Below are 20,697 nucleotides of genomic sequence, written 5' to 3'. Positions count from 1 at the left end.
CTGGCTCCTCTTTGGATCTGCAAAAGGAGCGTGTGGTCGGTACCTGCGCTCCCTATTCTTATTACAGGCTTCCCCCCGAAATGATGGACATCAACGAGATTCGCGAATACCTGCCTCACCGTTACCCGTTCCTGCTGGTGGACCGTGTGACGGAGCTGGACTTCGAGGCCCAAAGCATTCGTGCCTACAAGAATGTCAGCATCAACGAGCCGTTCTTCAATGGCCACTTCCCGGCGCATCCGATCATGCCCGGCGTGCTGATCATCGAGGCGATGGCCCAGGCGGCCGGTATTCTCGGGTTCAAGATGCTCGACGCCAAGCCGGCCGACGGCACCCTCTACTACTTCGTCGGCTCCGACAAGCTGCGCTTCCGCCAGCCTGTGCTGCCGGGCGACCAGTTGGTGCTGGAAGCCAAGTTCCTCAGCCGCAAGAGCATGATCTGGAAGTTCGAGTGCCGGGCCCTGGTCGACGGCAAGCCCGTCTGCTCGGCTGAGATCACCTGCGCGGAACGCTCCCTATGAGTTCGATTGATCCTCGGGCGATCATCGACCCTTCGGCCAAGCTGGCCGAAGGGGTCGAGGTCGGCCCCTGGTCGATCGTAGGCCCCGATGTGGAAATCGGGGAAGGCACCGTCATCGGTCCGCATGTGGTGCTCAAGGGGCCGACCCGCATCGGCAAGCACAACCGCATCTACCAGTTCTCGTCGATTGGCGAAGACACCCCTGACATGAAGTACAAGGGTGAGCCAACGCGCCTGGTGATGGGCGATCACAACGTGATCCGCGAGGGCGTCACCATTCACCGTGGCACCATCCAGGACCGTTCGGAGACGACGCTGGGCGACCATAACCTGATCATGGCCTATGCCCACATCGGCCACGACAGCGTGATCGGTAACCACTGCATCCTGGTCAACAACACGGCGCTGGCCGGCCACGTGCATGTGGGCGACTGGGCGATTCTGTCGGGCTACACGCTGGTGCACCAGTACTGCCATATCGGCGCCCATGCGTTTTCCGGCATGGGAACGGCGATTGGCAAGGACGTACCGGCCTATGTCACGGTCTTCGGCAGCCCCGCCGAAGCACGCAGCATGAACTTCGAAGGCCTGCGTCGCCGTGGTTTCAGCGATGAAGTGCTGCACGCCCTGCGCCGCGCCTACAAGATCGTCTACCGTCAGGGTCTTACCGTCGAACAGGCGATGAAGGAGCTGGACGAACTGGTCGCTCAGTTCCCCGAAGTCGAATTGTTCCGCCAGTCGATCGCCAACTCCGCTCGCGGCATTACCCGCTGACATGGCTCAACTCTGTGTTGCGCTGGTCGCTGGCGAGGCCAGCGGCGACATCCTCGGTTCCGGTCTGATGCGCGCCATCAAGGCGCGCCACCCCGATGTACGGTTCATTGGTGTCGGCGGCCCATTGATGGAAGCCGAGGGCATGAGCTCCTATTTCCCCATGGAGCGCCTGGCGGTCATGGGGCTGGTCGAGGTGCTCGGGCGCCTGCGCGAGCTGCTGAAGCGGCGTAAGGAGCTGATTGCCACCCTGATCGACGAAAAACCCGACGTCTTCATCGGCATCGATGCCCCCGACTTCACCCTCAACATCGAACTCAAGCTGCGTCAGGCCGGGATCAAGACCGTGCATTACGTCAGCCCGTCGGTCTGGGCCTGGCGGCAGAAGCGTGTGCTGAAGATTCGCGAAGGTTGCGACCTGATGCTCACCCTGTTGCCTTTCGAGGCACGCTTCTATGAAGAGCAGGGTGTTCCGGTGCGCTTCGTCGGCCACCCCCTGGCCGACACCATTCCCCTTGAGTCTGATCGCGGTGCCGCACGTGCCGAGCTCGGTCTGGCCGAAGGCCCGGTTATCGCCCTCATGCCGGGTAGCCGGGGTGGCGAAGTGGGGCGTCTGGGCGCGCTGTTCCTGGACGCCGCGCAGCGTTTGCGCGAGTTGGTGCCGGGCGTGCGTTTCGTCTTGCCCTGCGCCAATGCCGCGCGGCGTGCCCAGGTCGAGCAGATGCTCGAGGGGCGCGACTTGCCGCTGACGCTGCTCGATGGCCGCTCGCACCAGGCCTTGGCCGCTTGCGACGCGGTGTTGATCGCCTCTGGCACGGCGACGCTCGAGGCGATGCTGTACAAGCGCCCCATGGTCGTGGCCTATCGCTTGGCGCCACTGACCTACTGGATTCTCAAGCGCATGGTCAAAAGCCCTTACGTGTCGCTGCCCAATCTGCTGGCCCAGCGCATGTTGGTGCCGGAGTTGCTGCAGGATGCCGCCACCAGTGAAGCCCTGGCGCAGACCTTGGCGCCACTGGTCGGGGACGGCTCGCAACAGACCGACAGCTTTGACCAGATTCACCGCACGCTGCGCCGCGATGCCTCCAATCAGGCCGCTGACGCCGTACTTGCCTTGTTGAAGGACCGCTGACATGCAGATGGGACTGGATTTCAACCTGGTCGAGGAACTGGTGGCCGGCGTCGATGAAGTGGGCCGTGGCCCGCTGTGCGGTGCGGTGGTCACCGCGGCGGTGATTCTCGACCCGCGCCGGCCGATCCTCGGCTTGAACGACTCGAAGAAACTCACCGAGGCCAAGCGTGACGCGCTGTTCGACGAGATCCGTGAGAAGGCCCTGAGCTTTTGCATCGCCCGGGCCGAGGTCGAGGAAATCGACCGCCTGAACATTCTCCAGGCCACCATGCTGGCCATGCAGCGCGCGGTCGAAGGGCTGCATATCACGCCGAAACTGGCGTTGATCGATGGCAACCGCTGCCCTAAGCTCGCGGTGCCGGCGGCGCCCGTGGTCAAGGGTGACTCGCAGGTGCCGGCGATTGCGGCGGCTTCGATCCTGGCCAAGGTCACCCGGGACCGGGAGATGAGCGAGTTCGAGCTGATCTACCCTGGCTACGGGATTGGCGGGCACAAGGGGTATCCGACGCCGGTGCACCTCGAAGCATTGGCCCGGCTGGGCCCGACCCCCATTCATCGGCGTTCGTTCGCACCTGTTCGCGCCGCGTGGGAAGCCCGTGAGGGGCATTCCAATACCCTGATCTGATCAGGGGCCTGTTCGCCGGCAAGCCGGCTCCTACAAAGCGCGTGCCCTCGTAGGAGCCGGCTTGCCGGCGAACGGGCCACGGCGTGGCCCGAAACCCACCGCCATTTGCGCTACAATCCCGCCCTTGTCGTTCAGCTCTGCTACAGGATCCTCCATGTCGGTCTCCTTCGTTCACCTTCGCGTGCACTCCGAATTCTCCCTGGTCGACGGCCTGGTGCGGATCAAGCCGCTGGCCAAGGCCCTGGCCGGGATGAACATGCCGGCGGTGGCGATCACCGACCAGAGCAACATGTGCTCGCTGGTGAAGTTCTACAAGACCGCCATGGGCGCCGGGATCAAGCCGATCTGCGGCGCCGACCTGTGGCTGGCCGGGGCCGACTCCGAGGCGCCGCTGTCGCGCATCTGCTTCCTGGCCATGAACCCCAAGGGCTATCGCAACCTCACCGAACTGATCTCGCGCGGCTGGACCGATGGCCAGCGCAACGGCCTGGTGATCATCCAGCGCGACTGGATCGCCCCGGCGAGCGAGGGGTTGATCGCCCTGTCCGCGGGCAAGGAGGGCGATATCGGCATGGCCTTGATGGCCGGTCGCCAGGCTGAAGCCGAGGTGCTGCTCGGTGACTGGATGGGCATGTTCCCGGAGCGCTTCTACGTCGAGGTGCAGCGCACCAACCGCGCCGGCGATGAGGAGTATGTGCACGCCGCCGTCGCGCTGGCCGACCAGTTCGGCGCGCCGCTGGTGGCGACCAACGACGTGCGTTTCGTCAAACAGTCGGACTTCGACGCCCACGAGACCCGGGTTTGCATCGGCGAGGGCTGGACCCTCGATGACCCGCGCCGCCCGCGTGGCTATAGCGACCAGCAGTACCTGAAGTCGGCCGAGGAAATGGCAGAGCTGTTCAGCGACCTGCCCGACGCAATTGCCAACACCGTGGAAATCGCCAAGCGCTGCAACATCACGGTGCAGTTGGGCAAGTACTTCCTCCCCGACTTCCCCACGCCTAATGGCATGGGTATCGATGATTACTTGCGCCATGTCTCCCACGAAGGCCTGGAAGAGCGCCTGGCGGTACTGTGGCCGAAAGAGACCACACCGAATTACGAAGAGAAGCGCCAGGTCTACCTTGACCGCCTGAAGTTCGAGCTGGACATCATCATCCAGATGGGCTTCCCCGGTTACTTCCTGATCGTTATGGACTTCATCAAGTGGGCCAAGAACAACGACGTGCCGGTCGGGCCGGGCCGAGGCTCGGGTGCCGGCTCGCTGGTGGCCTACGTACTGAAGATCACCGACCTCGACCCGCTGGCCTACGACCTGCTGTTCGAACGTTTCCTCAACCCTGAACGTATTTCCATGCCCGACTTCGACGTCGACTTCTGCATGGACGGCCGCGACCGGGTGATCGACTACGTCGCCGAGGCCTATGGCCGTAACGCGGTGAGCCAGATCATCACCTTCGGCACCATGGCCGCCAAGGCGGTGGTGCGCGACGTGGCGCGGGTGCAGGGCAAGTCCTACGGCCTGGCCGACCGCCTGTCGAAGATGATCCCCTTCGAAGTGGGCATGACCCTGGAGAAAGCCTACGAGCAGGAAGAGATCCTGCGCGACTTCCTCAAAAGCGACGAGGACGGCCGCGAGATCTGGGACATGGCGCTCAAGCTCGAGGGGGTCACCCGTGGTACCGGCAAGCACGCCGGTGGCGTGGTGATCGCGCCGACCAAGCTTACCGACTTCTCGCCGATCGCCTGTGACGAAGAGGGCGGCGGCCTGGTGACCCAGTTCGACAAGGATGACGTCGAGGCCGCGGGCCTGGTGAAGTTCGACTTCCTGGGCCTGCGTACGCTGACGATCATCAAGTGGGCGATGGAGATCATCAACCGCGAGCAGAAAAAGAACAATCTGCCTGACGTCAACATCGACTTCATCCCGCTGGATGACCGCAAGACCTACGAGCTGCTGCAAAAGGCCGAGACCACGGCCGTGTTCCAGCTCGAATCCCGTGGCATGAAGGAGCTGATCAAGAAGCTCAAGCCCGACTGCCTGGAAGACCTTATCGCACTGGTGGCACTGTTCCGCCCGGGCCCGCTGCAATCGGGCATGGTGGACGACTTCATCAACCGCAAGCACGGCCGCGCCGAGCTGGCCTACCCGCACTCGGACTACCAGTACGAGGGGCTCAAGCCGGTCCTGGCACCCACTTACGGCATCATCCTGTACCAGGAACAGGTGATGCAGATTGCCCAGGTGATGGCGGGCTACACGCTCGGTGGCGCGGACATGCTGCGTCGCGCCATGGGTAAGAAAAAACCCGAGGAAATGGCCAAGCAGCGCGGTGGCTTCATCGAAGGTTGCGTGGCCAACAATATCGACGCGGACTTGGCGGGCAACATCTTCGACCTGGTGGAGAAGTTCGCCGGCTACGGCTTCAACAAATCCCACTCCGCCGCCTACGGCCTGGTGTCGTACCAGACGGCCTGGCTGAAGACCCATTACCCGGCGCCGTTCATGGCCGCGGTACTGTCGGCGGATATGCACAACACCGACAAGGTGGTGGTGCTGGTCGAGGAAGTGCGCAGCATGAAGCTGCGCCTCGACGCGCCGGACGTGAACTTCTCCGACTTCAAGTTCACCGTCAACGACGAAGGCCGCATTGTCTATGGCCTGGGCGCGATCAAGGGCGTGGGCGAGGGGCCGGTCGAGGCCATTGTCGAGGCCCGTGCCCAGGGTGGCCCGTTCAAGGACCTGTTCGACTTCTGCGAGCGGATCGATCTCAAGCGCGTCAACAAGCGCACCCTCGATGCGCTGATCCGCAGTGGTGCACTGGACCGCTTGGGGCCGCACTTCCATGACGAGATCAAGGCCTATCAGGCCAACATCGACATCAATCGCGCGACCTTGCTGTCGGCGCTTGGCGAGGCTGTCAAGGCTGCCGAGCAGGCCGCGCATACCGCGGACAGTGGCCACGTCGACCTGTTCGGGAGCATGTTCGACGAGGCGGATGTGGACGTCTACGCCAACCATCGCAAGGTACGCGAGCTGACACTCAAAGAGCGCCTCAAGGGTGAAAAGGACACCCTTGGCCTGTACCTGACCGGTCACCCTATAGACGAATACGAAACCGAGATCCGTCGCTTCGCCCGCCAGCGTATCGTCGACCTGAAGCCGGCGCGCGACACCCAAACCATTGCCGGCATGATCATTGCCCTGCGGGTGATGAAGAACAAGAAAGGCGACAAGATGGGCTTCGTCACGCTCGACGACCGCTCCGGGCGTATCGAGGCCTCGCTGTTCGCCGACGCCTTCATGGCCGCCCAGGCCCTGTTGCAGACCGACGCCATGGTGGTGGTGGAGGGGGAGGTCAGCAACGACGACTTCTCCGGTGGCCTGCGCCTGCGGGTCAAGACGGTGATGACCATGGAGGATGCACGCACCAAGCTGGCCGAGAGCCTGCGCCTGAAGCTCAGCCACGAGGCACTCAAGGGTGACCGCCTCAGCTGGCTGGGCGAGCTGATCAACCGCCATCGCGGTGGCTGCCCGATCACCCTGGAGTACACCGGCAGCGATGCCAAGGCCATGCTGCAGTTCGGCGACCAGTGGTCCATCGACCCGGCCGACGGCCTGATTCAGGCACTGCGTGACCAGTTCGGGCGTGAGAACGTCTTCCTGCAATACCGTTGAAACGACGCATTTTAATCTCGACCTTTATGCGCCTGATCCCTTAAGGTAGGGCGCCAAACGGATCAACCGGCCGGCCGCCTGGCCGTAGACCCAAGACGGAAGCCTATGAACCCGAATTTCCTCGATTTCGAACAGCCGATTGCCGACCTGCAAGCCAAGATCGAAGAGCTGCGCCTGGTGGGCAACGACAACTCGCTGAACATCAGCGATGAAATTGCCCGTCTGCAGGACAAGAGCAGCACCCTGACCGAGAGCATCTTCGGCAACCTGACCAGCTGGCAGATTGCCCGCCTGGCCCGTCACCCGCGCCGCCCGTACACCCTCGACTACATCGAACACATCTTCACCGAGTTCGAAGAGCTGCACGGCGACCGTCACTTCTCCGACGACGCCGCGATCGTTGGTGGCACCGCGCGCCTGAACGACAAGCCGGTCATGGTCATCGGTCACCAGAAAGGCCGCGAAGTACGTGAAAAGGTCCGCCGCAACTTCGGCATGCCGCGCCCTGAGGGCTACCGCAAGGCTTGCCGCCTGATGGAAATGGCCGAGCGCTTCAAGATGCCGATCCTGACCTTCATCGATACGCCGGGCGCCTACCCGGGCATCGACGCCGAAGAGCGCAACCAGAGCGAGGCCATTGCCTGGAACCTGCGTGTGATGGCGCGCCTGAAAACGCCAATCATCGCCACCGTGATCGGTGAGGGTGGTTCCGGCGGCGCACTGGCCATTGGCGTGTGCGACCAGCTGAACATGCTGCAGTACTCCACCTACTCGGTGATCTCGCCGGAAGGTTGCGCCTCGATCCTGTGGAAGACCGCCGACAAGGCCGCCGATGCGGCTGAAGCCATGGGCATCACCGCCGAGCGCCTGAAGAGCCTGAACATCGTCGACAAGGTCATCCAGGAGCCGCTGGGCGGCGCCCACCGTGACCCGGCGAAGATGGCGGCGAACGTTCGCGCCGACTTGATCGAACAGCTGGACATGCTCGGCAAGCTCGACAACGACACGCTGCTCAAGCGCCGTTACGATCGCCTGATGAGCTACGGCATCTGATTCAGCGGCCCGTTCGCCGGCAAGCCGGCTCCTACAAGATTGCGCAGACCTTGTAGGAGCCGGCTTGCCGGCGAACCAGGCGCAAGGCCAGTGAGGCACTGATGATCAACCTCACCCCCCAGCTCTCTCCCTGGCTCACCGCCCCCGCCTGGTATGTCGCCTTCTCCGGCGGCTTGGATTCCACTGTCCTCCTGCACCTGCTTGCCGACTACGCCCGGCACCATCCTGCGCCGCCCTTGCGCGCCATCCATGTTCATCACGGCCTGCAAGCCGCCGCCGATGCCTGGCCCGATCACTGCCGAGCGGTGTGTGCTGCCCTGGGTATCGAACTCGACGTGATCCCTGTCCAGGTAGCTCCCGGCGCCAGCCTCGAACAGGCCGCGCGCAATGCCCGCTACGGCGCTTTCGAACAATTGCTCAATCCTGGTGATGTGCTGTTCACCGGCCAGCACCGCGACGATCAGGCCGAGACCTTGCTCTTTCGCCTGCTGCGCGGCGCAGGCCTGCGCGGATTGTCTGCCATGCCGGTACACCGGGTGCTGGGTCGGGGGGGGCTGGTGCGGCCGATGCTGGGGCTGTCGCGCCAGCGGTTGCAGGCCTATGCCGAGGCTCACGGCCTAGTGTGGGTCGACGACCCCTCCAACCGCGACACGGCCTTCGCCCGCAACTTCCTGCGTGGCGAGGTGTTCCCGCTGTTACGCAGTCGCTGGCCCCAGGCCGAGGCCAACCTGGCGCGCAGCGCCGAGCACCTGGGCGAGGCGTTGGGGCTGCTGGATGAATTGGCCGCCAGCGACCTGGCGTGTGCCTGCGACAATGCGCCGCTGCCCTGGTTGGGGCTGGACTCCCTGAGTCTTGAGTCGCTGGCGGCACTTTCACCGGCCCGCCAGCGCAATGCCCTGCAATTCTGGCTCGGCCAGCGTTCCCGCCTGCCTGACAGCCGCCACTGGGCCGGCTGGAACGACCTGCGCGATGCCGCCCCCGATGCCTCTCCGATCTGGCGCCTGGCCGATGGCGAACTGCACCGCAGCCATGGGCGGATCTGGTGGTTGAGTGGCGACTGGTTGGCCGACGTGTCGGGTGAACAGCCCTGGCCGGACAGCGCCCAGCCCCTGATCCTGCCGGGCAATGGCAGCGTCCACCTGGCACCCGGCCAGGTGGGGGAAGGCCTGCGTATCCGCTACCGCCAGGGCGGCGAGGTCGTGCAGGTGCCCGACCGCGGCCGGCGCGATCTCAAACGCCTGCTCAACGAGCTGCAGGTGCCGCACTTCGTGCGCCCACGCCTGCCGCTGCTGTATCGCGGCGAGCAATTGCTGGCGGTGGCCAACCTGCCCGGACTGACGCAGGCCGATTGGCAGTTGCACTGGCAACCACCGACGAACGTGCAAGGTTTGAGCTGAAGGGTACATTCGGGTAGACTACCCTCCCTTCTTGATACAGCTTCTGTGGGTTCCGCGAAAACACAGAGGTTGCCGATTACCAAGCAGTTTTTTGCTGGGCTGATTCTTAAAATGACGAGCGAGCTCCATGCCGGGGATACCCCCGGTCTGTACAGACGCGGCAGTTGTTCGAGATGCACTGTGATTGACGCAGGTGATCGGGGGCTTCGGCCTTCCTTCGCTTTCTCCGGCGGCCCATGCCGCCTTAACGCAGACTTCTAGGGTTTTTCATGACGCGCTACATATTCGTCACGGGCGGTGTTGTTTCTTCATTGGGGAAAGGCATTGCCTCGGCTTCCCTGGCGGCCATCCTGGAAGCGCGGGGGCTCAAGGTCACCATGCTCAAGCTGGACCCGTACATCAACGTCGACCCGGGTACCATGAGCCCGTTCCAGCACGGTGAAGTGTTCGTCACCCACGACGGCGCCGAGACCGACCTCGACCTGGGCCACTACGAGCGGTTCATCCGCACCACGATGACCCAGAACAACAACTTCACCACCGGCCGCATCTACGAGCACGTGCTGCGTAAAGAACGCCGTGGTGACTACCTGGGCGCGACCATCCAGGTCATCCCGCACATCACCGACGAAATCAAGCGCCGCATCATCAAGGGCGCCGGTGACGCCGACGTCGCGCTGGTCGAGATCGGCGGCACCGTGGGCGACATCGAGTCGCAACCGTTCCTCGAGGCCATCCGCCAGCTGCGCGTCGAAGTGGGCTCCAAGCGCGCCATGCTGATGCACCTGACGCTGGTTCCGTATATCGCCACCGCTGGCGAGACCAAGACCAAGCCGACTCAGCACTCGGTCAAGGAGCTGCGCTCCATCGGCCTGCAGCCTGACGTGCTGATCTGCCGCTCCGACCACCCGGTCGACGCTTCGTCGCGTCGCAAGATCGCGTTGTTCACCAACGTCGAAGAGCGTGCGGTGATTTCGCTGGAAGACGTCGACACCATCTACAAGATTCCTGGCGTGCTGCACGCACAAGGCCTGGACGACTTCGTCGTCGAGCGCTTCGGCTTGCAATGCAACAGCGCCGACCTGTCCGAGTGGGACAAGGTCGTCGACGCCAAGCTCAACCCTGAGCAGGAAGTGACCATTGCCATGGTTGGCAAGTACATGGAGCTGCTGGACGCGTACAAGTCGCTGATCGAAGCGATGAGCCACGCCGGCATCACCAACCGCACCAAGGTCAACCTGCGCTACATCGACTCCGAAGACATCGAGAACCAGGGCACCAGCCTGCTGGAAGGCGCCGACGCCATCCTGGTCCCGGGCGGTTTCGGCCTGCGCGGTGTGGAAGGCAAGATCACCGCGGTGCAATACGCCCGTGAGAACAAGGTCCCGTACCTGGGCATCTGCCTGGGCATGCAGGTGGCCGTGATCGAGTTCGCCCGTAACGTCATGGGCTGGAAAGACGCCAACTCCACCGAGTTCGATCGCAACAGCGGCCACCCAGTCGTCGGCCTGATCACCGAGTGGGCCGATGCCACCGGCGCGGTCGAAACCCGTACCGAAGCTTCCGACCTGGGCGGCACCATGCGCCTGGGCGCGCAGGACTGCCAGATCGTTGCCGGCTCCAAGGTCCACGACTGCTACGGCAAGGACGTGATCACCGAGCGTCACCGTCACCGCTACGAAGTCAACAACAACCTGCTGCCGCAGCTGATGGATGCCGGCCTGGTGGTTTCCGGCCGCTCCGAAGACGGTGCGCTGGTCGAAGTGGTCGAGTCGAAGGACCACCCATGGTTCGTCGCTTGCCAGTTCCACCCGGAGTTCACCTCCACGCCACGTGACGGTCACCCGCTGTTCAGCGGTTTCGTCAAGGCAGCCCTGGCACAGAAGAACAAGGCCTGATCCATGACTCAGAAGATCATTCGCGTCGGTAACATCGAGATCGCCAACGACAAGCCGTTCGTCCTGTTCGGCGGCATGAACGTCCTGGAGTCCCGTGACCTGGCCCTGAAGGTCTGCGAGGAGTACGTGCGGGTGACCGAGAAGCTCGGCATCCCGTACGTGTTCAAGGCCAGCTTCGACAAGGCCAACCGTTCGTCGGTCAACTCGTACCGCGGCCCGGGCATGGAAGAGGGCCTGAAGATCTTCGAGGAGATCAAGCGCACCTTCAACGTGCCGGTGATCACCGATGTGCACGAGCCCTACCAGTGCGAGCCGGTCGCTCAAGTGTGCGACATCATCCAGCTGCCGGCCTTCCTGTCGCGCCAGACCGACCTGGTCGTGGCGATGGCCAAGACCGGCGCTGTGATCAACATCAAGAAGGCGCAGTTCCTGGCGCCCCACGAGATGAAGCACATCCTCGCCAAGTGCGTCGAGGCCGGCAACGACCAGCTCATCCTGTGCGAGCGCGGTTCGAGCTTCGGCTACAACAACCTGGTCGTGGACATGCTCGGCTTCGGCATCATGAAGCAGTTCGAGTACCCGGTGTTCTTCGACGTGACCCACTCGCTGCAAACGCCGGGTGGTCGCGCCGACTCCGCCGGCGGGCGCCGCGCCCAGGTCACCGATCTCGCCAAGGCCGGCATGAGCCAGGGCCTGGCGGGCCTGTTCCTCGAGGCCCACCCGGACCCGGACAACGCCAAGTGCGACGGCCCGTGCGCGCTGCGCCTGGACAAGCTGGAGCCGTTCCTGGCGCAACTGAAGCAACTGGACGACCTGGTGAAAAGTTTTCCGACGGTAGAAACCGCGTAAAGCTCGTTTCTCGGGTAAAGTACCGCCCGTTCCACCCCTGACCTTTCGGTCAGGGGCTCCCTTCGCCAGGCCTGCCCGTGCCATGTCGCCTGGTGAACGGCAAGAATTCCCAAAGCTGCGTTGTTTTCGTCAATTCTGGAGTGCTTACAACAATGGCAAAGATCGTCGACATCAAAGGTCGTGAAGTTCTCGATTCGCGTGGCAACCCCACCGTGGAAGCCGATGTACTGCTCGACAACGGCATCATCGGCAGCGCTTGCGCGCCGTCGGGTGCTTCCACTGGCTCGCGCGAAGCGCTGGAGCTGCGTGATGGCGACAAGAGCCGTTACCTGGGCAAGGGCGTGCTGAAGGCCGTCGCCAACATCAACGGCCCGATCCGCGACCTGCTGCTGGGCAAGGACCCGGCTGACCAGAAAGCCCTGGACCGCGCCATGATCGAGCTGGACGGTACCGAGAACAAGGCCAAGCTGGGCGCCAACGCCATCCTGGCCGTGTCGCTGGCCGCCGCCAAGGCCGCGGCCCAGGACCTGGACCTGCCACTGTACGCCCACATCGCCAACCTGAACGGCACCCCGGGCCAGTACTCGATGCCGGTTCCGATGATGAACATCATCAACGGCGGCGAGCACGCCGACAACAACGTCGACATCCAGGAGTTCATGGTGCAGCCGGTTGGCGCCAAGACCTTCTCCGACGGCCTGCGCATGGGCACCGAGATCTTCCACCACCTCAAAGCCGTGCTGAAGGCCCGTGGCCTGAACACCGCCGTCGGTGACGAAGGTGGCTTCGCCCCGAACCTGGCCTCCAACGAAGACGCCCTGGGCGCCATCGCCGAAGCTGTCGAGAAAGCCGGCTACAAGCTCGGCACCGACGTCACCCTGGCCCTGGACTGCGCAGCTTCCGAGTTCTACGAAGACGGCAAGTACAACCTGTCCGGCGAAGGCAAGTCGTTCGACGCCGAAGGCTTTGCCGACTACCTGAAAGGCCTGACCGAGCGCTTCCCTATCATCTCGATCGAAGACGGCCTGGACGAGTCCGACTGGGCGGGCTGGAAGATCCTGACCGACAAGATCGGCGAGAAGGTCCAGCTGGTGGGCGACGACCTGTTCGTCACCAACACCAAGATCCTGAAAGAAGGCATCGAGAAAGGCATCGGCAACTCGATCCTGATCAAGTTCAACCAGATCGGCTCGCTGACCGAGACCCTGGAAGCCATCCAGATGGCCAAGGCCGCTGGCTACACCGCGGTGATCTCGCACCGTTCCGGTGAAACCGAGGACTCGACCATCGCCGACCTGGCCGTGGGTACCGCTGCCGGCCAGATCAAGACCGGTTCGCTGTGCCGTTCCGACCGCGTCAGCAAGTACAACCAACTGCTGCGCATCGAAGAGCAACTGGGCGCCAAGGCCGTATATCGCGGTCGTGCCGAGTTTCGCGGCTGAGCAAGAGATGGTAAAAAGGCAGCAGCCGGGGCCGGCTGAACGTTCGCTCTGATCGTTCGGTTGTCTCCAACCGGTTTCTGTCGACGAAGCCTGGCCTCGGCCAGGCTTCGTGCTATCGGAAGCTCGCTGCGGCGGCCTTTTCTACCCTGGATATCTTCATGCGCAGTCCCTATTGGTTGTTCCTCGTCCTGCTCCTGCTGCTCGGTGGCCTGCAATATCGCCTTTGGGTGGGTAATGGCAGCCTGGCGCAAGTGACCGAACTCAAGCAGCAGATCGCCGACCAGCATGCGGAGAACGAACGGCTGCTGGAGCGTAATCGCGTGCTCGACGCTGAAGTCCTGGAGTTGAAGAAAGGTATGGAGACCGTGGAAGAACGGGCTCGTCATGAACTGGGGATGGTCAAGGAGGGTGAAACCCTCTACCAGCTGCCGCAGAAATGACGACTGTACTGCCGGCCTTCTGGGCCGTGATTCCCGCCGCGGGCATTGGTGCCCGCATGGCTGCCGACCGTCCCAAGCAGTACCTGCAACTGGGCGGGCAGACCATCCTCGAGCATAGCCTCGACTGTTTCCTCGATCATTCCGCGCTCAAGGGCGTGGTGGTCAGCATTGCCGAAGACGATCCGTACTGGCCAGGCCTGCGTTGTGCCAGCGATCTGCGCATTCAACGCGCGCCGGGTGGCCGCGAGCGCGCCGACTCGGTGCTCAATGCCTTGTTGCTGCTGCACGCCCAGGGGGCGTCTGATGATGACTGGGTGCTGGTGCACGATGCGGCGCGCCCCAACCTGGCACGTAGCGACCTGGACAAGTTGTTGTCCGAGCTTGCTGATGATCCTGTCGGTGGATTGCTGGCGGTGCCTGCGCGGGACACGCTCAAGCGTGCCGGCGCCGATGGCCGCGTGGCTGCCACTGTCGATCGCAGCACCGTCTGGCAGGCCTACACGCCACAGATGTTCCGCCTCGGTATGCTGCACCGGGCGCTGGCCGAGTGCCTGGTGTCGGACGTGGCCGTTACCGACGAGTCCTCGGCCATCGAATGGGCCGGCCATGCGCCGCGCCTGGTCGAAGGGCGCAGTGACAACATCAAGGTGACCCGGCCGGAAGACCTGGAGTGGTTGCGCCAGCGCTGGTCTGGTCGCCGCTAAGCACCTGTCTGGCTCCATCCCTGTAGGAGCGGCTTCAGCCGCGATCACCCGCGAAGCGGGTGCCAGAACCGCGTTGCCTGCATCGCGGCTAAAGCCGCTCCTACAGGGGCGTGGAACGGTACTCGGGCAACTGCGCCAATCCCTCCTTCAGGTGATCCACCAGCCTGCGCACCTTCGGCGACAGGTGCCGCTGCTGCGGATACAGCGCCCACACCGCCGTGTTCGGTGGCTGGTGCCCTTCAAGCAAAGACACCAGCGCACCCGTGTTCAGATGCTCGAGCACGTAATAGTCCGGCAACTGGCACAACCCCATCCCTTGCAATGCCGCATCCAGCACCGCCTGCCCACTGTTACAGCGCCAGTTGCCCTGCACCCGTTGGCTGATCTCGCGGCCATCCTGCTGCAGCGCCCACAGGTCGGAACTGCCGACCAGGCAGTTGTGCCGCGCCAGCTCAGACAGGCTGTGGGGCCGCCCGTAGCGTTCCAGATAAGCTGGCGAGGCGCACAGGTACATGCGCCGTGGCGCCAGGCGTGTCGCCACCAGCCGCGAATCCTGCAGGCGGCCCAGGCGAATGGCCAAATCCATGCCCTCATGCAACAGGTCCAGCGTACGGTTGCTCAGCTCCACCTCAACCCGCAACTGTGGGTACAACGCCATGAAGCGCGTCACCAGCGGCACGATGAAGCGCTCGCCATAGGCCACGGCGCACGTCATGCGCAGCAGCCCCTTGGGTTCACTGGCCAGGTCGCCCATGGCACGCAGCGCTTCCTCCCGGCCATCCTGCAGGCGCTGGCAATGTTGCAGGAAGGTCTGCCCGGCCTCGCTCAGGGTCACCCGCCGTGTGCTGCGGTACAGCAGGCGGGTCTGCAGACGCTCTTCCAGGCGGGCGATCTGCCGGCTGATATGCGACGAGGAAACCCCCAGGCGTTCGGCTGCTGCGGTGAACTGGCCCGACTCGGCCACGGCCACGAATTCGTCGATGCCTTCCCAGCGGCTGCTCATGGATTATCCCTGCATGGCAATAATGTTTTGTGAGTGACCAGATTATTAATCAAATCAGGGTGAATTACACTGCAAGGCACTAATCGACACTCTGTCTGGAGACCTTTGATGATCAAGTCCCGCGCTGCCGTAGCCTTCGAGGCCAAGAAACCCCTGGAAATCGTCGAAGTGGACGTGGCCATGCCCAAGGCTGGCGAGGTGCTGCTGCGCGTGGTGGCCTCCGGCGTATGCCACACCGACGCCTACACATTGTCCGGTGCCGACCCGGAAGGCATCTTCCCGTCGATCCTCGGCCATGAGGGCGGCGCAATCGTCGAGGCGATCGGCGAGGGTGTGACCTCGGTGGCAGTCGGCGATCACGTGATCCCGCTGTACACCCCGGAGTGCGGCCAGTGCAAATTCTGCCGCTCCGGCAAGACCAACCTGTGCCAGGCCATCCGCGCCACCCAGGGCAAGGGCCTGATGCCCGACGGCACCACCCGTTTCAGTTACAAGGGCCAGCAGCTGTTCCACTACATGGGTACCTCGACCTTCTCCGAGTACACCGTGCTGCCGGAAATCTCCGTGGCCAAGATCCAGAAGCAAGCGCCGCTGGAGAAGGTCTGCCTGCTCGGTTGCGGCGTGACCACGGGTATCGGCGCGGTGCTCAACACCGCCAAGGTCAAGGCCGGTGACACTGTCGCCATCTTCGGCCTGGGCGGCATCGGCCTGTCGGCGATCATCGGCGCGGTCAAGGCCAAGGCCTCGCGCATCATTGCCGTGGATATCAACCCGGGCAAGTTCGAGATCGCCCGTCAGTTGGGGGCCACCGATTGCGTCAACCCGAAGGACTACGACCGCCCGATCCAGGAGGTCATCGTCGACCTGACCGACGGTGGCGTGGACTTCTCCTTCGAGTGCGTGGGCAACGTCCAGCTGATGCGTGCGGCGCTGGAGTGCTGCCACAAGGGTTGGGGCGAGTCGGTGATCATCGGTGTGGCCGGTGCCGGCCAGGAAATCGCCACCCGTCCGTTCCAGCTGGTCACCGGCCGCGTCTGGCGCGGTTCGGCCTTCGGTGGCGTGCGTGGCCGCAGCGAGCTACCCAGCTACGTCGAGATGTCCGAGAAGGGCGAAATCCCGCTGGATACCTTCATCACCCACACCATGGGCCTGGAGGACATCAACAAGGCCTTCGACCTGATGCACGAGGGCAAGAGCATCCGCAGCGTGATCCACTTCTGAGGCCATTGCCATGACGCTGGAAAACATCTCTTGCCAGAAAAGCTTCGGCGGCTGGCACAAGCGTTACCGGCACAGTTCCAAGGTGCTGGGCTGCGACATGGTGTTCGCCGTCTACCTGCCGCCCCAGGCCGAGCAGGGTGAGACGCTGCCGGTGCTGTACTGGCTCAGCGGCCTGACCTGCACCGACGAGAACTTCATGCAGAAGGCCGGTGCCCAGCGCCTGGCCGCCGAGCTTGGGCTGATCATCGTCGCGCCGGACACCAGCCCGCGTGGCGAGCAGGTACCAGGCGATCCGGAGGGCGCCTGGGATTTCGGCCTGGGCGCCGGTTTCTACCTGAACGCCACCCAGCAGCCCTGGGTGCAGCACTACCGCATGCATGACTATGTGGTGCAGGAGCTGCCAGCGCTGATCGAGGCGCATTTCCCGGCCTCCGACCAGCGCAGTATCAGCGGTCATTCCATGGGCGGCCATGGCGCGCTGGTTTGCGCTTTGCGCAACCCTGGGCGTTATCGTTCGGTGTCGGCCTTCTCGCCGATCAGCAACCCGATGGATTGCCCGTGGGGCGAGAAGGCGTTCTCCCGTTACCTGGGCGAAGACCGCTCGCGCTGGCGCGAGTGGGACGCCAGCGTGCTGCTGGCCGAGGCCGGTGAATGCCCGCCGCTGCTGGTGGATCAGGGGGATCGTGACGACTTCCTGGAAAAACAGCTCAAGCCACAGGCGCTGGAACAGGCGGCGCGCAAGGGCGGGCATCGGCTGACCCTGCGCCTGCAGCCGGGGTACGACCATAGCTACTACTTCATCGCCAGCTTTATCGATGAGCACCTGCGTCACCATGCGGTGGCGTTGGGCAGGCTGTAGCCCAACGGGCCTCGTTCGCCGGCAAGCCGGCTCCTACCGGATCCCGTAGGAGCCGGCTTGCCGGCGAACGAGGCCCGTACAGCCCCAAACACATCCGCCCAAGCCCCTGCAAAGCAGGTAGAATCACGCCCTGACTCAATCAGGGCGTTTTTCTATGCGTATTGGCCACGGCTACGATGTCCACCGCTTCTGCGACGGTGATTTCATTACCCTGGGCGGGGTGCGTATCCCCCACAAATACGGCCTGCTGGCCCATTCCGACGGCGACGTGTTGCTGCATGCCCTGAGCGACGCCCTGCTGGGTGCCGCGGCGCTGGGTGACATCGGCAAGCATTTCCCCGATACCGACCCGCAGTTCAAGGGCGCCGACAGCCGTGTGCTGCTGCGCCATGTGGTCGGTATCGTCGACAATAAAGGTTGGAAGGTCGGCAACGTCGACGCCACCATCGTCGCCCAGGCGCCGAAAATGGCCCCGCATATCGAGACCATGCGCCAGCAGATTGCCGCCGACCTGCAGGTCGAGCTCGACCAGGTCAACGTCAAGGCCACCACCGAAGAGAAACTGGGCTTCACCGGACGCGAGGAGGGCATCGCCGTGCATGCGGTCGCCCTGTTGCTGCCAGCATGACCGAATTGGAACTGCTGGGGCCGCGTGCCTCGGGCGACGCGTTGGGCACTGCGGTGCTCAAGGCGGTCGCCGAGGATTTTCAGGTCGATGAAGTCCTCGACATTCCTCTGTCCGGCCAGGGCGAGCACCTGTGGTTGTGGGTCGAGAAGCGCGACCTCAACACCGAGGAAGCCGCCCGCCGCCTGGCCCGCGCCGCCGGTGTGCCAGCGCGCTCGATCAGCTATGCCGGCCTGAAGGACCGCCAGGCCCTGACCCGGCAGTGGTTCAGCCTGCACCTGCCAGGCAAGGCCGACCCGGACCTGTCCCGCGCCGAGGACGAAACCTTGCGCGTGCTCAAGCAGGTGCGCCACCAGCGCAAGCTGCAACGTGGCGCTCACTCGGCCAATGGCTTCACCCTACGCTTGACCGGGTTGCAGGCCGATCACCCGGCGCTCGACGCCCGTCTTGAACAGCTCAAGCAGCAAGGTGTGCCCAACTACTTCGGCGCCCAGCGCTTCGGCCACGCCGGCGGCAATGTCCATGACGCCCTGGACTGGGCGACGCGCCAGGCCCTGCCGGAGCAGCGCAATGTCCGCTCGCGGCTGCTTTCCGCCGCGCGCAGCTACCTGTTCAACCAGGTGCTGGCGGCGCGTGTCGCCGATGGCAGCTGGCAGCATGCCCAGGTCGGCGACCTGCTGGCCTTCACCGACAGCCGCAGCTTCTTCGCGGCGGGCGAGGCCGAGTGCAGCGATCCGCGCCTGGCAATCCTCGACCTGCACCCCACCGGCCCGCTGTGGGGCGAAGGGCCGGCGCCTGGTGGCGGCACGCCGCAAGCGCTCGAGACTGAAGTCGGCGCCCGCCACCCACAACTGTGCCAATGGCTGGCGCGAGCGGGCATGGATCACGAACGGCGCATCCTGCGGCTCCCTATTGGGCGGCTGACGTGGCATTATCCCGAGCCTGATATCCTGCAACTGGAATTCGTCCTTCCGGCCGGATGCTTCGCCACCGTGGTGGTGCGCGAACTCGTCGATCTGGTGCCGGCAGGGCAGACGGACAGCCCATGCGTATTCTGATTTCGAATGACGACGGTGTTACCGCACCTGGCATCGCCGCGCTGCACGCAGCGCTGGCTGACCATGCCGAGTGCGTGGTGATTGCCCCGGATCAAGACAAGAGCGGTGCCGGCAGCTCGCTGACGCTGGACCGGCCGCTGCATCCGCAGACGCTGGCCAACGGCTTCATCAGCCTCAACGGCACGCCGACCGACTGTGTGCACCTGGGGCTCAACGGCCTGCTCGAGCACACCCCCGACATGGTGGTGTCGGGCATCAACCTGGGCGCCAACCTGGGCGATGACGTGCTGTACTCCGGCACGGTCGCCGCCGCACTCGAAGGCCGCTTCCTCGGCGGCACTTCACTGGCGTTCTCGTTGCTCTCGCGCCTGCCGGACAACCTGCCCACCGCCGCCTACATCGCCCGCCGCCTGGTCGAGGCGCAGTCGCGGCTGGAGTTGCCACCGCGCACGGTGTTGAATATCAACATCCCCAACCTGCCGCTGGAGCACATCCGGGGTATCCAGCTCACCCGCCTGGGGCATCGGGCACGTGCGGCGGCACCGACCAAGGTGGTCAACCCACGCGGCAAGGAGGGCTACTGGATCGCCGTGGCCGGTGATGCCGAGGATGGTGGGCCGGGCACCGATTTCCACGCAGTCATGCAGGGTTATGTCTCGATCACCCCGTTGCAGCTGGATCGCACCTTCAATGATGCCTTCGAGCGCTTCGATGGCTGGCTGGAGGGCGTGCTCTGATGCGTGAACAGGACGATCTGATGCGCCGTGGCATTGGCATGACCTCCCAGCGCACGCGGGAGCGGTTGATCCAGCGCCTGTATGAAGAGGGCGTGTCCAACGCCAAGGTGCTCGAGGTCATTCGCAAAACGCCACGTCACCTGTTCGTCGACGAGGCCCTGGCGCATCGCGCCTACGAAGACACCGCGCTGCCGATCGGCCATAACCAGACCATCTCCCAGCCTTTCATGGTCGCCCACATGAGCGAGCTGTTGCTCGAAGCGGGCCCTCTGGACAAGGTGCTGGAGATCGGCACCGGCTCCGGCTACCAGACCGCGATCCTGGCGCAGCTGGTGGAGCGGGTGTTCTCGGTGGAGCGCATCAAGGTCCTTCAGGACCGTGCCAAGGAGCGCCTGGTGGAGCTCAACCTGCGCAACGTAGTGTTCCGCTGGGGCGATGGTTGCGAAGGCTGGCCAGCGCTGGCGCCCTACAACGGCATCATCGTCACCGCAGTGGCGCCGGAAGTACCCCAGGCGCTGCTGGACCAGCTGGCGCCGGGTGGGCGCATGGTGATCCCGGTCGGGCCGGCAGGGGAAACCCAGCAACTGATGCTGATCGTTCGGGAGGAGCAGGGGTTCTCCCGGCGTGTATTGGGCGCGGTGCGCTTCGTGCCGTTGCTCAACGGCCCCCTGGCCTGAGCACGCC

General features: G+C 64.2%; 19 protein-coding genes. 18 read left to right on the top strand and 1 reads right to left on the bottom strand.

The window, feature by feature from the left end:
• Positions 1-80: 80 nt before the first annotated feature.
• The 12 genes from fabZ (at position 81) to ispD (ending at position 14,510) form a co-directional block, all read left to right on the top strand.
• Positions 81-521, top strand: coding sequence for a 3-hydroxyacyl-ACP dehydratase FabZ (fabZ, locus tag PSEEN_RS19450; protein ID WP_011535269.1), 441 nt, complete (start codon positions 81-83; stop codon positions 519-521).
• Positions 518-1,294, top strand: coding sequence for an acyl-ACP--UDP-N-acetylglucosamine O-acyltransferase (lpxA, locus tag PSEEN_RS19445; protein WP_011535268.1), 777 nt, complete (start codon positions 518-520; stop codon positions 1,292-1,294). The genes fabZ and lpxA overlap by 4 nt, the downstream gene beginning before the upstream one ends.
• A gap of 1 nt (position 1,295) precedes the next feature.
• Positions 1,296-2,423 (top strand): lipid-A-disaccharide synthase, encoded by a 1,128-nt coding sequence (lpxB, locus tag PSEEN_RS19440; RefSeq protein ID WP_011535267.1) that lies wholly within the window; start codon positions 1,296-1,298, stop codon positions 2,421-2,423.
• A 1-nt stretch (position 2,424) separates the two neighbouring features.
• Positions 2,425-3,048, top strand: coding sequence for a ribonuclease HII (gene rnhB / locus PSEEN_RS19435; protein WP_011535266.1), 624 nt, complete (start codon positions 2,425-2,427; stop codon positions 3,046-3,048).
• Positions 3,049-3,202: 154 nt separating this feature from the next.
• Positions 3,203-6,727, top strand: coding sequence for a DNA polymerase III subunit alpha (dnaE, locus tag PSEEN_RS19430; protein WP_011535265.1), 3,525 nt, complete (start codon positions 3,203-3,205; stop codon positions 6,725-6,727).
• Positions 6,728-6,832: 105 nt separating this feature from the next.
• Positions 6,833-7,780, top strand: a complete 948-nt coding sequence (locus tag PSEEN_RS19425; protein WP_011535264.1) for an acetyl-CoA carboxylase carboxyltransferase subunit alpha — start codon at positions 6,833-6,835, stop codon at positions 7,778-7,780.
• Positions 7,781-7,881: 101 nt separating this feature from the next.
• On the top strand, positions 7,882-9,177 hold the full coding sequence (gene tilS, locus PSEEN_RS19420; RefSeq protein WP_011535263.1) for a tRNA lysidine(34) synthetase TilS: 1,296 nt from the start codon (positions 7,882-7,884) through the stop codon (positions 9,175-9,177).
• A gap of 269 nt (positions 9,178-9,446) precedes the next feature.
• Positions 9,447-11,075: a CTP synthase gene (locus PSEEN_RS19415; protein ID WP_011535262.1), complete on the top strand. Its 1,629-nt coding sequence runs from the start codon at positions 9,447-9,449 to the stop codon at positions 11,073-11,075.
• A gap of 3 nt (positions 11,076-11,078) precedes the next feature.
• Entirely contained in the window at positions 11,079-11,924 is an 846-nt protein-coding gene (kdsA, locus tag PSEEN_RS19410) for a 3-deoxy-8-phosphooctulonate synthase (protein ID WP_011535261.1), read from the top strand.
• 152 nt (positions 11,925-12,076) lie between these two features.
• Positions 12,077-13,366, top strand: coding sequence for a phosphopyruvate hydratase (eno, locus tag PSEEN_RS19405; RefSeq protein ID WP_011535260.1), 1,290 nt, complete (start codon positions 12,077-12,079; stop codon positions 13,364-13,366).
• A gap of 158 nt (positions 13,367-13,524) precedes the next feature.
• Positions 13,525-13,806 (top strand): cell division protein FtsB, encoded by a 282-nt coding sequence (gene ftsB / locus PSEEN_RS19400; protein ID WP_011535259.1) that lies wholly within the window; start codon positions 13,525-13,527, stop codon positions 13,804-13,806.
• Complete coding sequence (ispD, locus tag PSEEN_RS19395) at positions 13,803-14,510, top strand: 2-C-methyl-D-erythritol 4-phosphate cytidylyltransferase (protein ID WP_011535258.1); 708 nt, start codon at positions 13,803-13,805, stop codon at positions 14,508-14,510. Before ftsB ends, ispD begins: the two co-directional genes overlap by 4 nt.
• 100 nt (positions 14,511-14,610) lie before the next feature.
• Here the strand turns inward: ispD and PSEEN_RS19390 are convergent, their stop codons facing one another.
• Positions 14,611-15,513, bottom strand: a complete 903-nt coding sequence (locus tag PSEEN_RS19390; RefSeq protein WP_011535257.1) for a LysR substrate-binding domain-containing protein — start codon at positions 15,511-15,513, stop codon at positions 14,611-14,613.
• Between the two features lie 108 nt (positions 15,514-15,621).
• On the opposite strand from PSEEN_RS19390, the gene PSEEN_RS19385 reads away from it, so the two are divergent.
• From PSEEN_RS19385 to PSEEN_RS19360, 6 genes are all read left to right on the top strand, one after another.
• Positions 15,622-16,734 (top strand): S-(hydroxymethyl)glutathione dehydrogenase/class III alcohol dehydrogenase, encoded by a 1,113-nt coding sequence (locus tag PSEEN_RS19385; protein ID WP_011535256.1) that lies wholly within the window; start codon positions 15,622-15,624, stop codon positions 16,732-16,734.
• 10 nt (positions 16,735-16,744) lie between these two features.
• Complete coding sequence (gene fghA / locus PSEEN_RS19380; RefSeq protein ID WP_011535255.1) at positions 16,745-17,593, top strand: S-formylglutathione hydrolase; 849 nt, start codon at positions 16,745-16,747, stop codon at positions 17,591-17,593.
• Positions 17,594-17,747: 154 nt separating this feature from the next.
• Entirely contained in the window at positions 17,748-18,221 is a 474-nt protein-coding gene (ispF, locus tag PSEEN_RS19375; protein WP_011535254.1) for a 2-C-methyl-D-erythritol 2,4-cyclodiphosphate synthase, read from the top strand.
• Entirely contained in the window at positions 18,218-19,276 is a 1,059-nt protein-coding gene (truD, locus tag PSEEN_RS19370; RefSeq protein WP_011535253.1) for a tRNA pseudouridine(13) synthase TruD, read from the top strand. The genes ispF and truD overlap by 4 nt, the downstream gene beginning before the upstream one ends.
• On the top strand, positions 19,264-20,013 hold the full coding sequence (gene surE, locus PSEEN_RS19365; protein WP_011535252.1) for a 5'/3'-nucleotidase SurE: 750 nt from the start codon (positions 19,264-19,266) through the stop codon (positions 20,011-20,013). The genes truD and surE overlap by 13 nt, the downstream gene beginning before the upstream one ends.
• Positions 20,014-20,051: 38 nt before the next feature.
• Positions 20,052-20,690: a protein-L-isoaspartate(D-aspartate) O-methyltransferase gene (locus PSEEN_RS19360; RefSeq protein WP_162042960.1), complete on the top strand. Its 639-nt coding sequence runs from the start codon at positions 20,052-20,054 to the stop codon at positions 20,688-20,690.
• Positions 20,691-20,697 lie beyond the last annotated feature (7 nt).

The sequence above is a fragment of the Pseudomonas entomophila L48 genome (assembly GCF_000026105.1).
GTDB classification, from domain to species: Bacteria; Pseudomonadota; Gammaproteobacteria; order Pseudomonadales; family Pseudomonadaceae; genus Aquipseudomonas; species Aquipseudomonas entomophila.
This window is presented reverse-complemented; position numbering and strand designations above follow the sequence as displayed.

Bases quoted from the DNA above. Each gene is read 5' to 3' on its own strand.
- fabZ (WP_011535269.1), top strand. From the start codon at position 81: ATGATGGACATCAACGAGATTCGCGAATACCTGCCTCACCGTTACCCG.
- lpxA (WP_011535268.1), top strand. From the start codon at position 518: ATGAGTTCGATTGATCCTCGGGCGATCATCGACCCTTCGGCCAAGCTG.
- lpxB (WP_011535267.1), top strand. From the start codon at position 1,296: ATGGCTCAACTCTGTGTTGCGCTGGTCGCTGGCGAGGCCAGCGGCGAC.
- rnhB (WP_011535266.1), top strand. From the start codon at position 2,425: ATGCAGATGGGACTGGATTTCAACCTGGTCGAGGAACTGGTGGCCGGC.
- dnaE (WP_011535265.1), top strand. From the start codon at position 3,203: ATGTCGGTCTCCTTCGTTCACCTTCGCGTGCACTCCGAATTCTCCCTG.
- PSEEN_RS19425 (WP_011535264.1), top strand. From the start codon at position 6,833: ATGAACCCGAATTTCCTCGATTTCGAACAGCCGATTGCCGACCTGCAA.
- tilS (WP_011535263.1), top strand. From the start codon at position 7,882: ATGATCAACCTCACCCCCCAGCTCTCTCCCTGGCTCACCGCCCCCGCC.
- PSEEN_RS19415 (WP_011535262.1), top strand. From the start codon at position 9,447: ATGACGCGCTACATATTCGTCACGGGCGGTGTTGTTTCTTCATTGGGG.
- kdsA (WP_011535261.1), top strand. From the start codon at position 11,079: ATGACTCAGAAGATCATTCGCGTCGGTAACATCGAGATCGCCAACGAC.
- eno (WP_011535260.1), top strand. From the start codon at position 12,077: ATGGCAAAGATCGTCGACATCAAAGGTCGTGAAGTTCTCGATTCGCGT.
- ftsB (WP_011535259.1), top strand. From the start codon at position 13,525: ATGCGCAGTCCCTATTGGTTGTTCCTCGTCCTGCTCCTGCTGCTCGGT.
- ispD (WP_011535258.1), top strand. From the start codon at position 13,803: ATGACGACTGTACTGCCGGCCTTCTGGGCCGTGATTCCCGCCGCGGGC.
- PSEEN_RS19390 (WP_011535257.1), bottom strand. From the start codon at position 15,513: ATGAGCAGCCGCTGGGAAGGCATCGACGAATTCGTGGCCGTGGCCGAG.
- PSEEN_RS19385 (WP_011535256.1), top strand. From the start codon at position 15,622: ATGATCAAGTCCCGCGCTGCCGTAGCCTTCGAGGCCAAGAAACCCCTG.
- fghA (WP_011535255.1), top strand. From the start codon at position 16,745: ATGACGCTGGAAAACATCTCTTGCCAGAAAAGCTTCGGCGGCTGGCAC.
- ispF (WP_011535254.1), top strand. From the start codon at position 17,748: ATGCGTATTGGCCACGGCTACGATGTCCACCGCTTCTGCGACGGTGAT.
- truD (WP_011535253.1), top strand. From the start codon at position 18,218: ATGACCGAATTGGAACTGCTGGGGCCGCGTGCCTCGGGCGACGCGTTG.
- surE (WP_011535252.1), top strand. From the start codon at position 19,264: ATGCGTATTCTGATTTCGAATGACGACGGTGTTACCGCACCTGGCATC.
- PSEEN_RS19360 (WP_162042960.1), top strand. From the start codon at position 20,052: ATGACCTCCCAGCGCACGCGGGAGCGGTTGATCCAGCGCCTGTATGAA.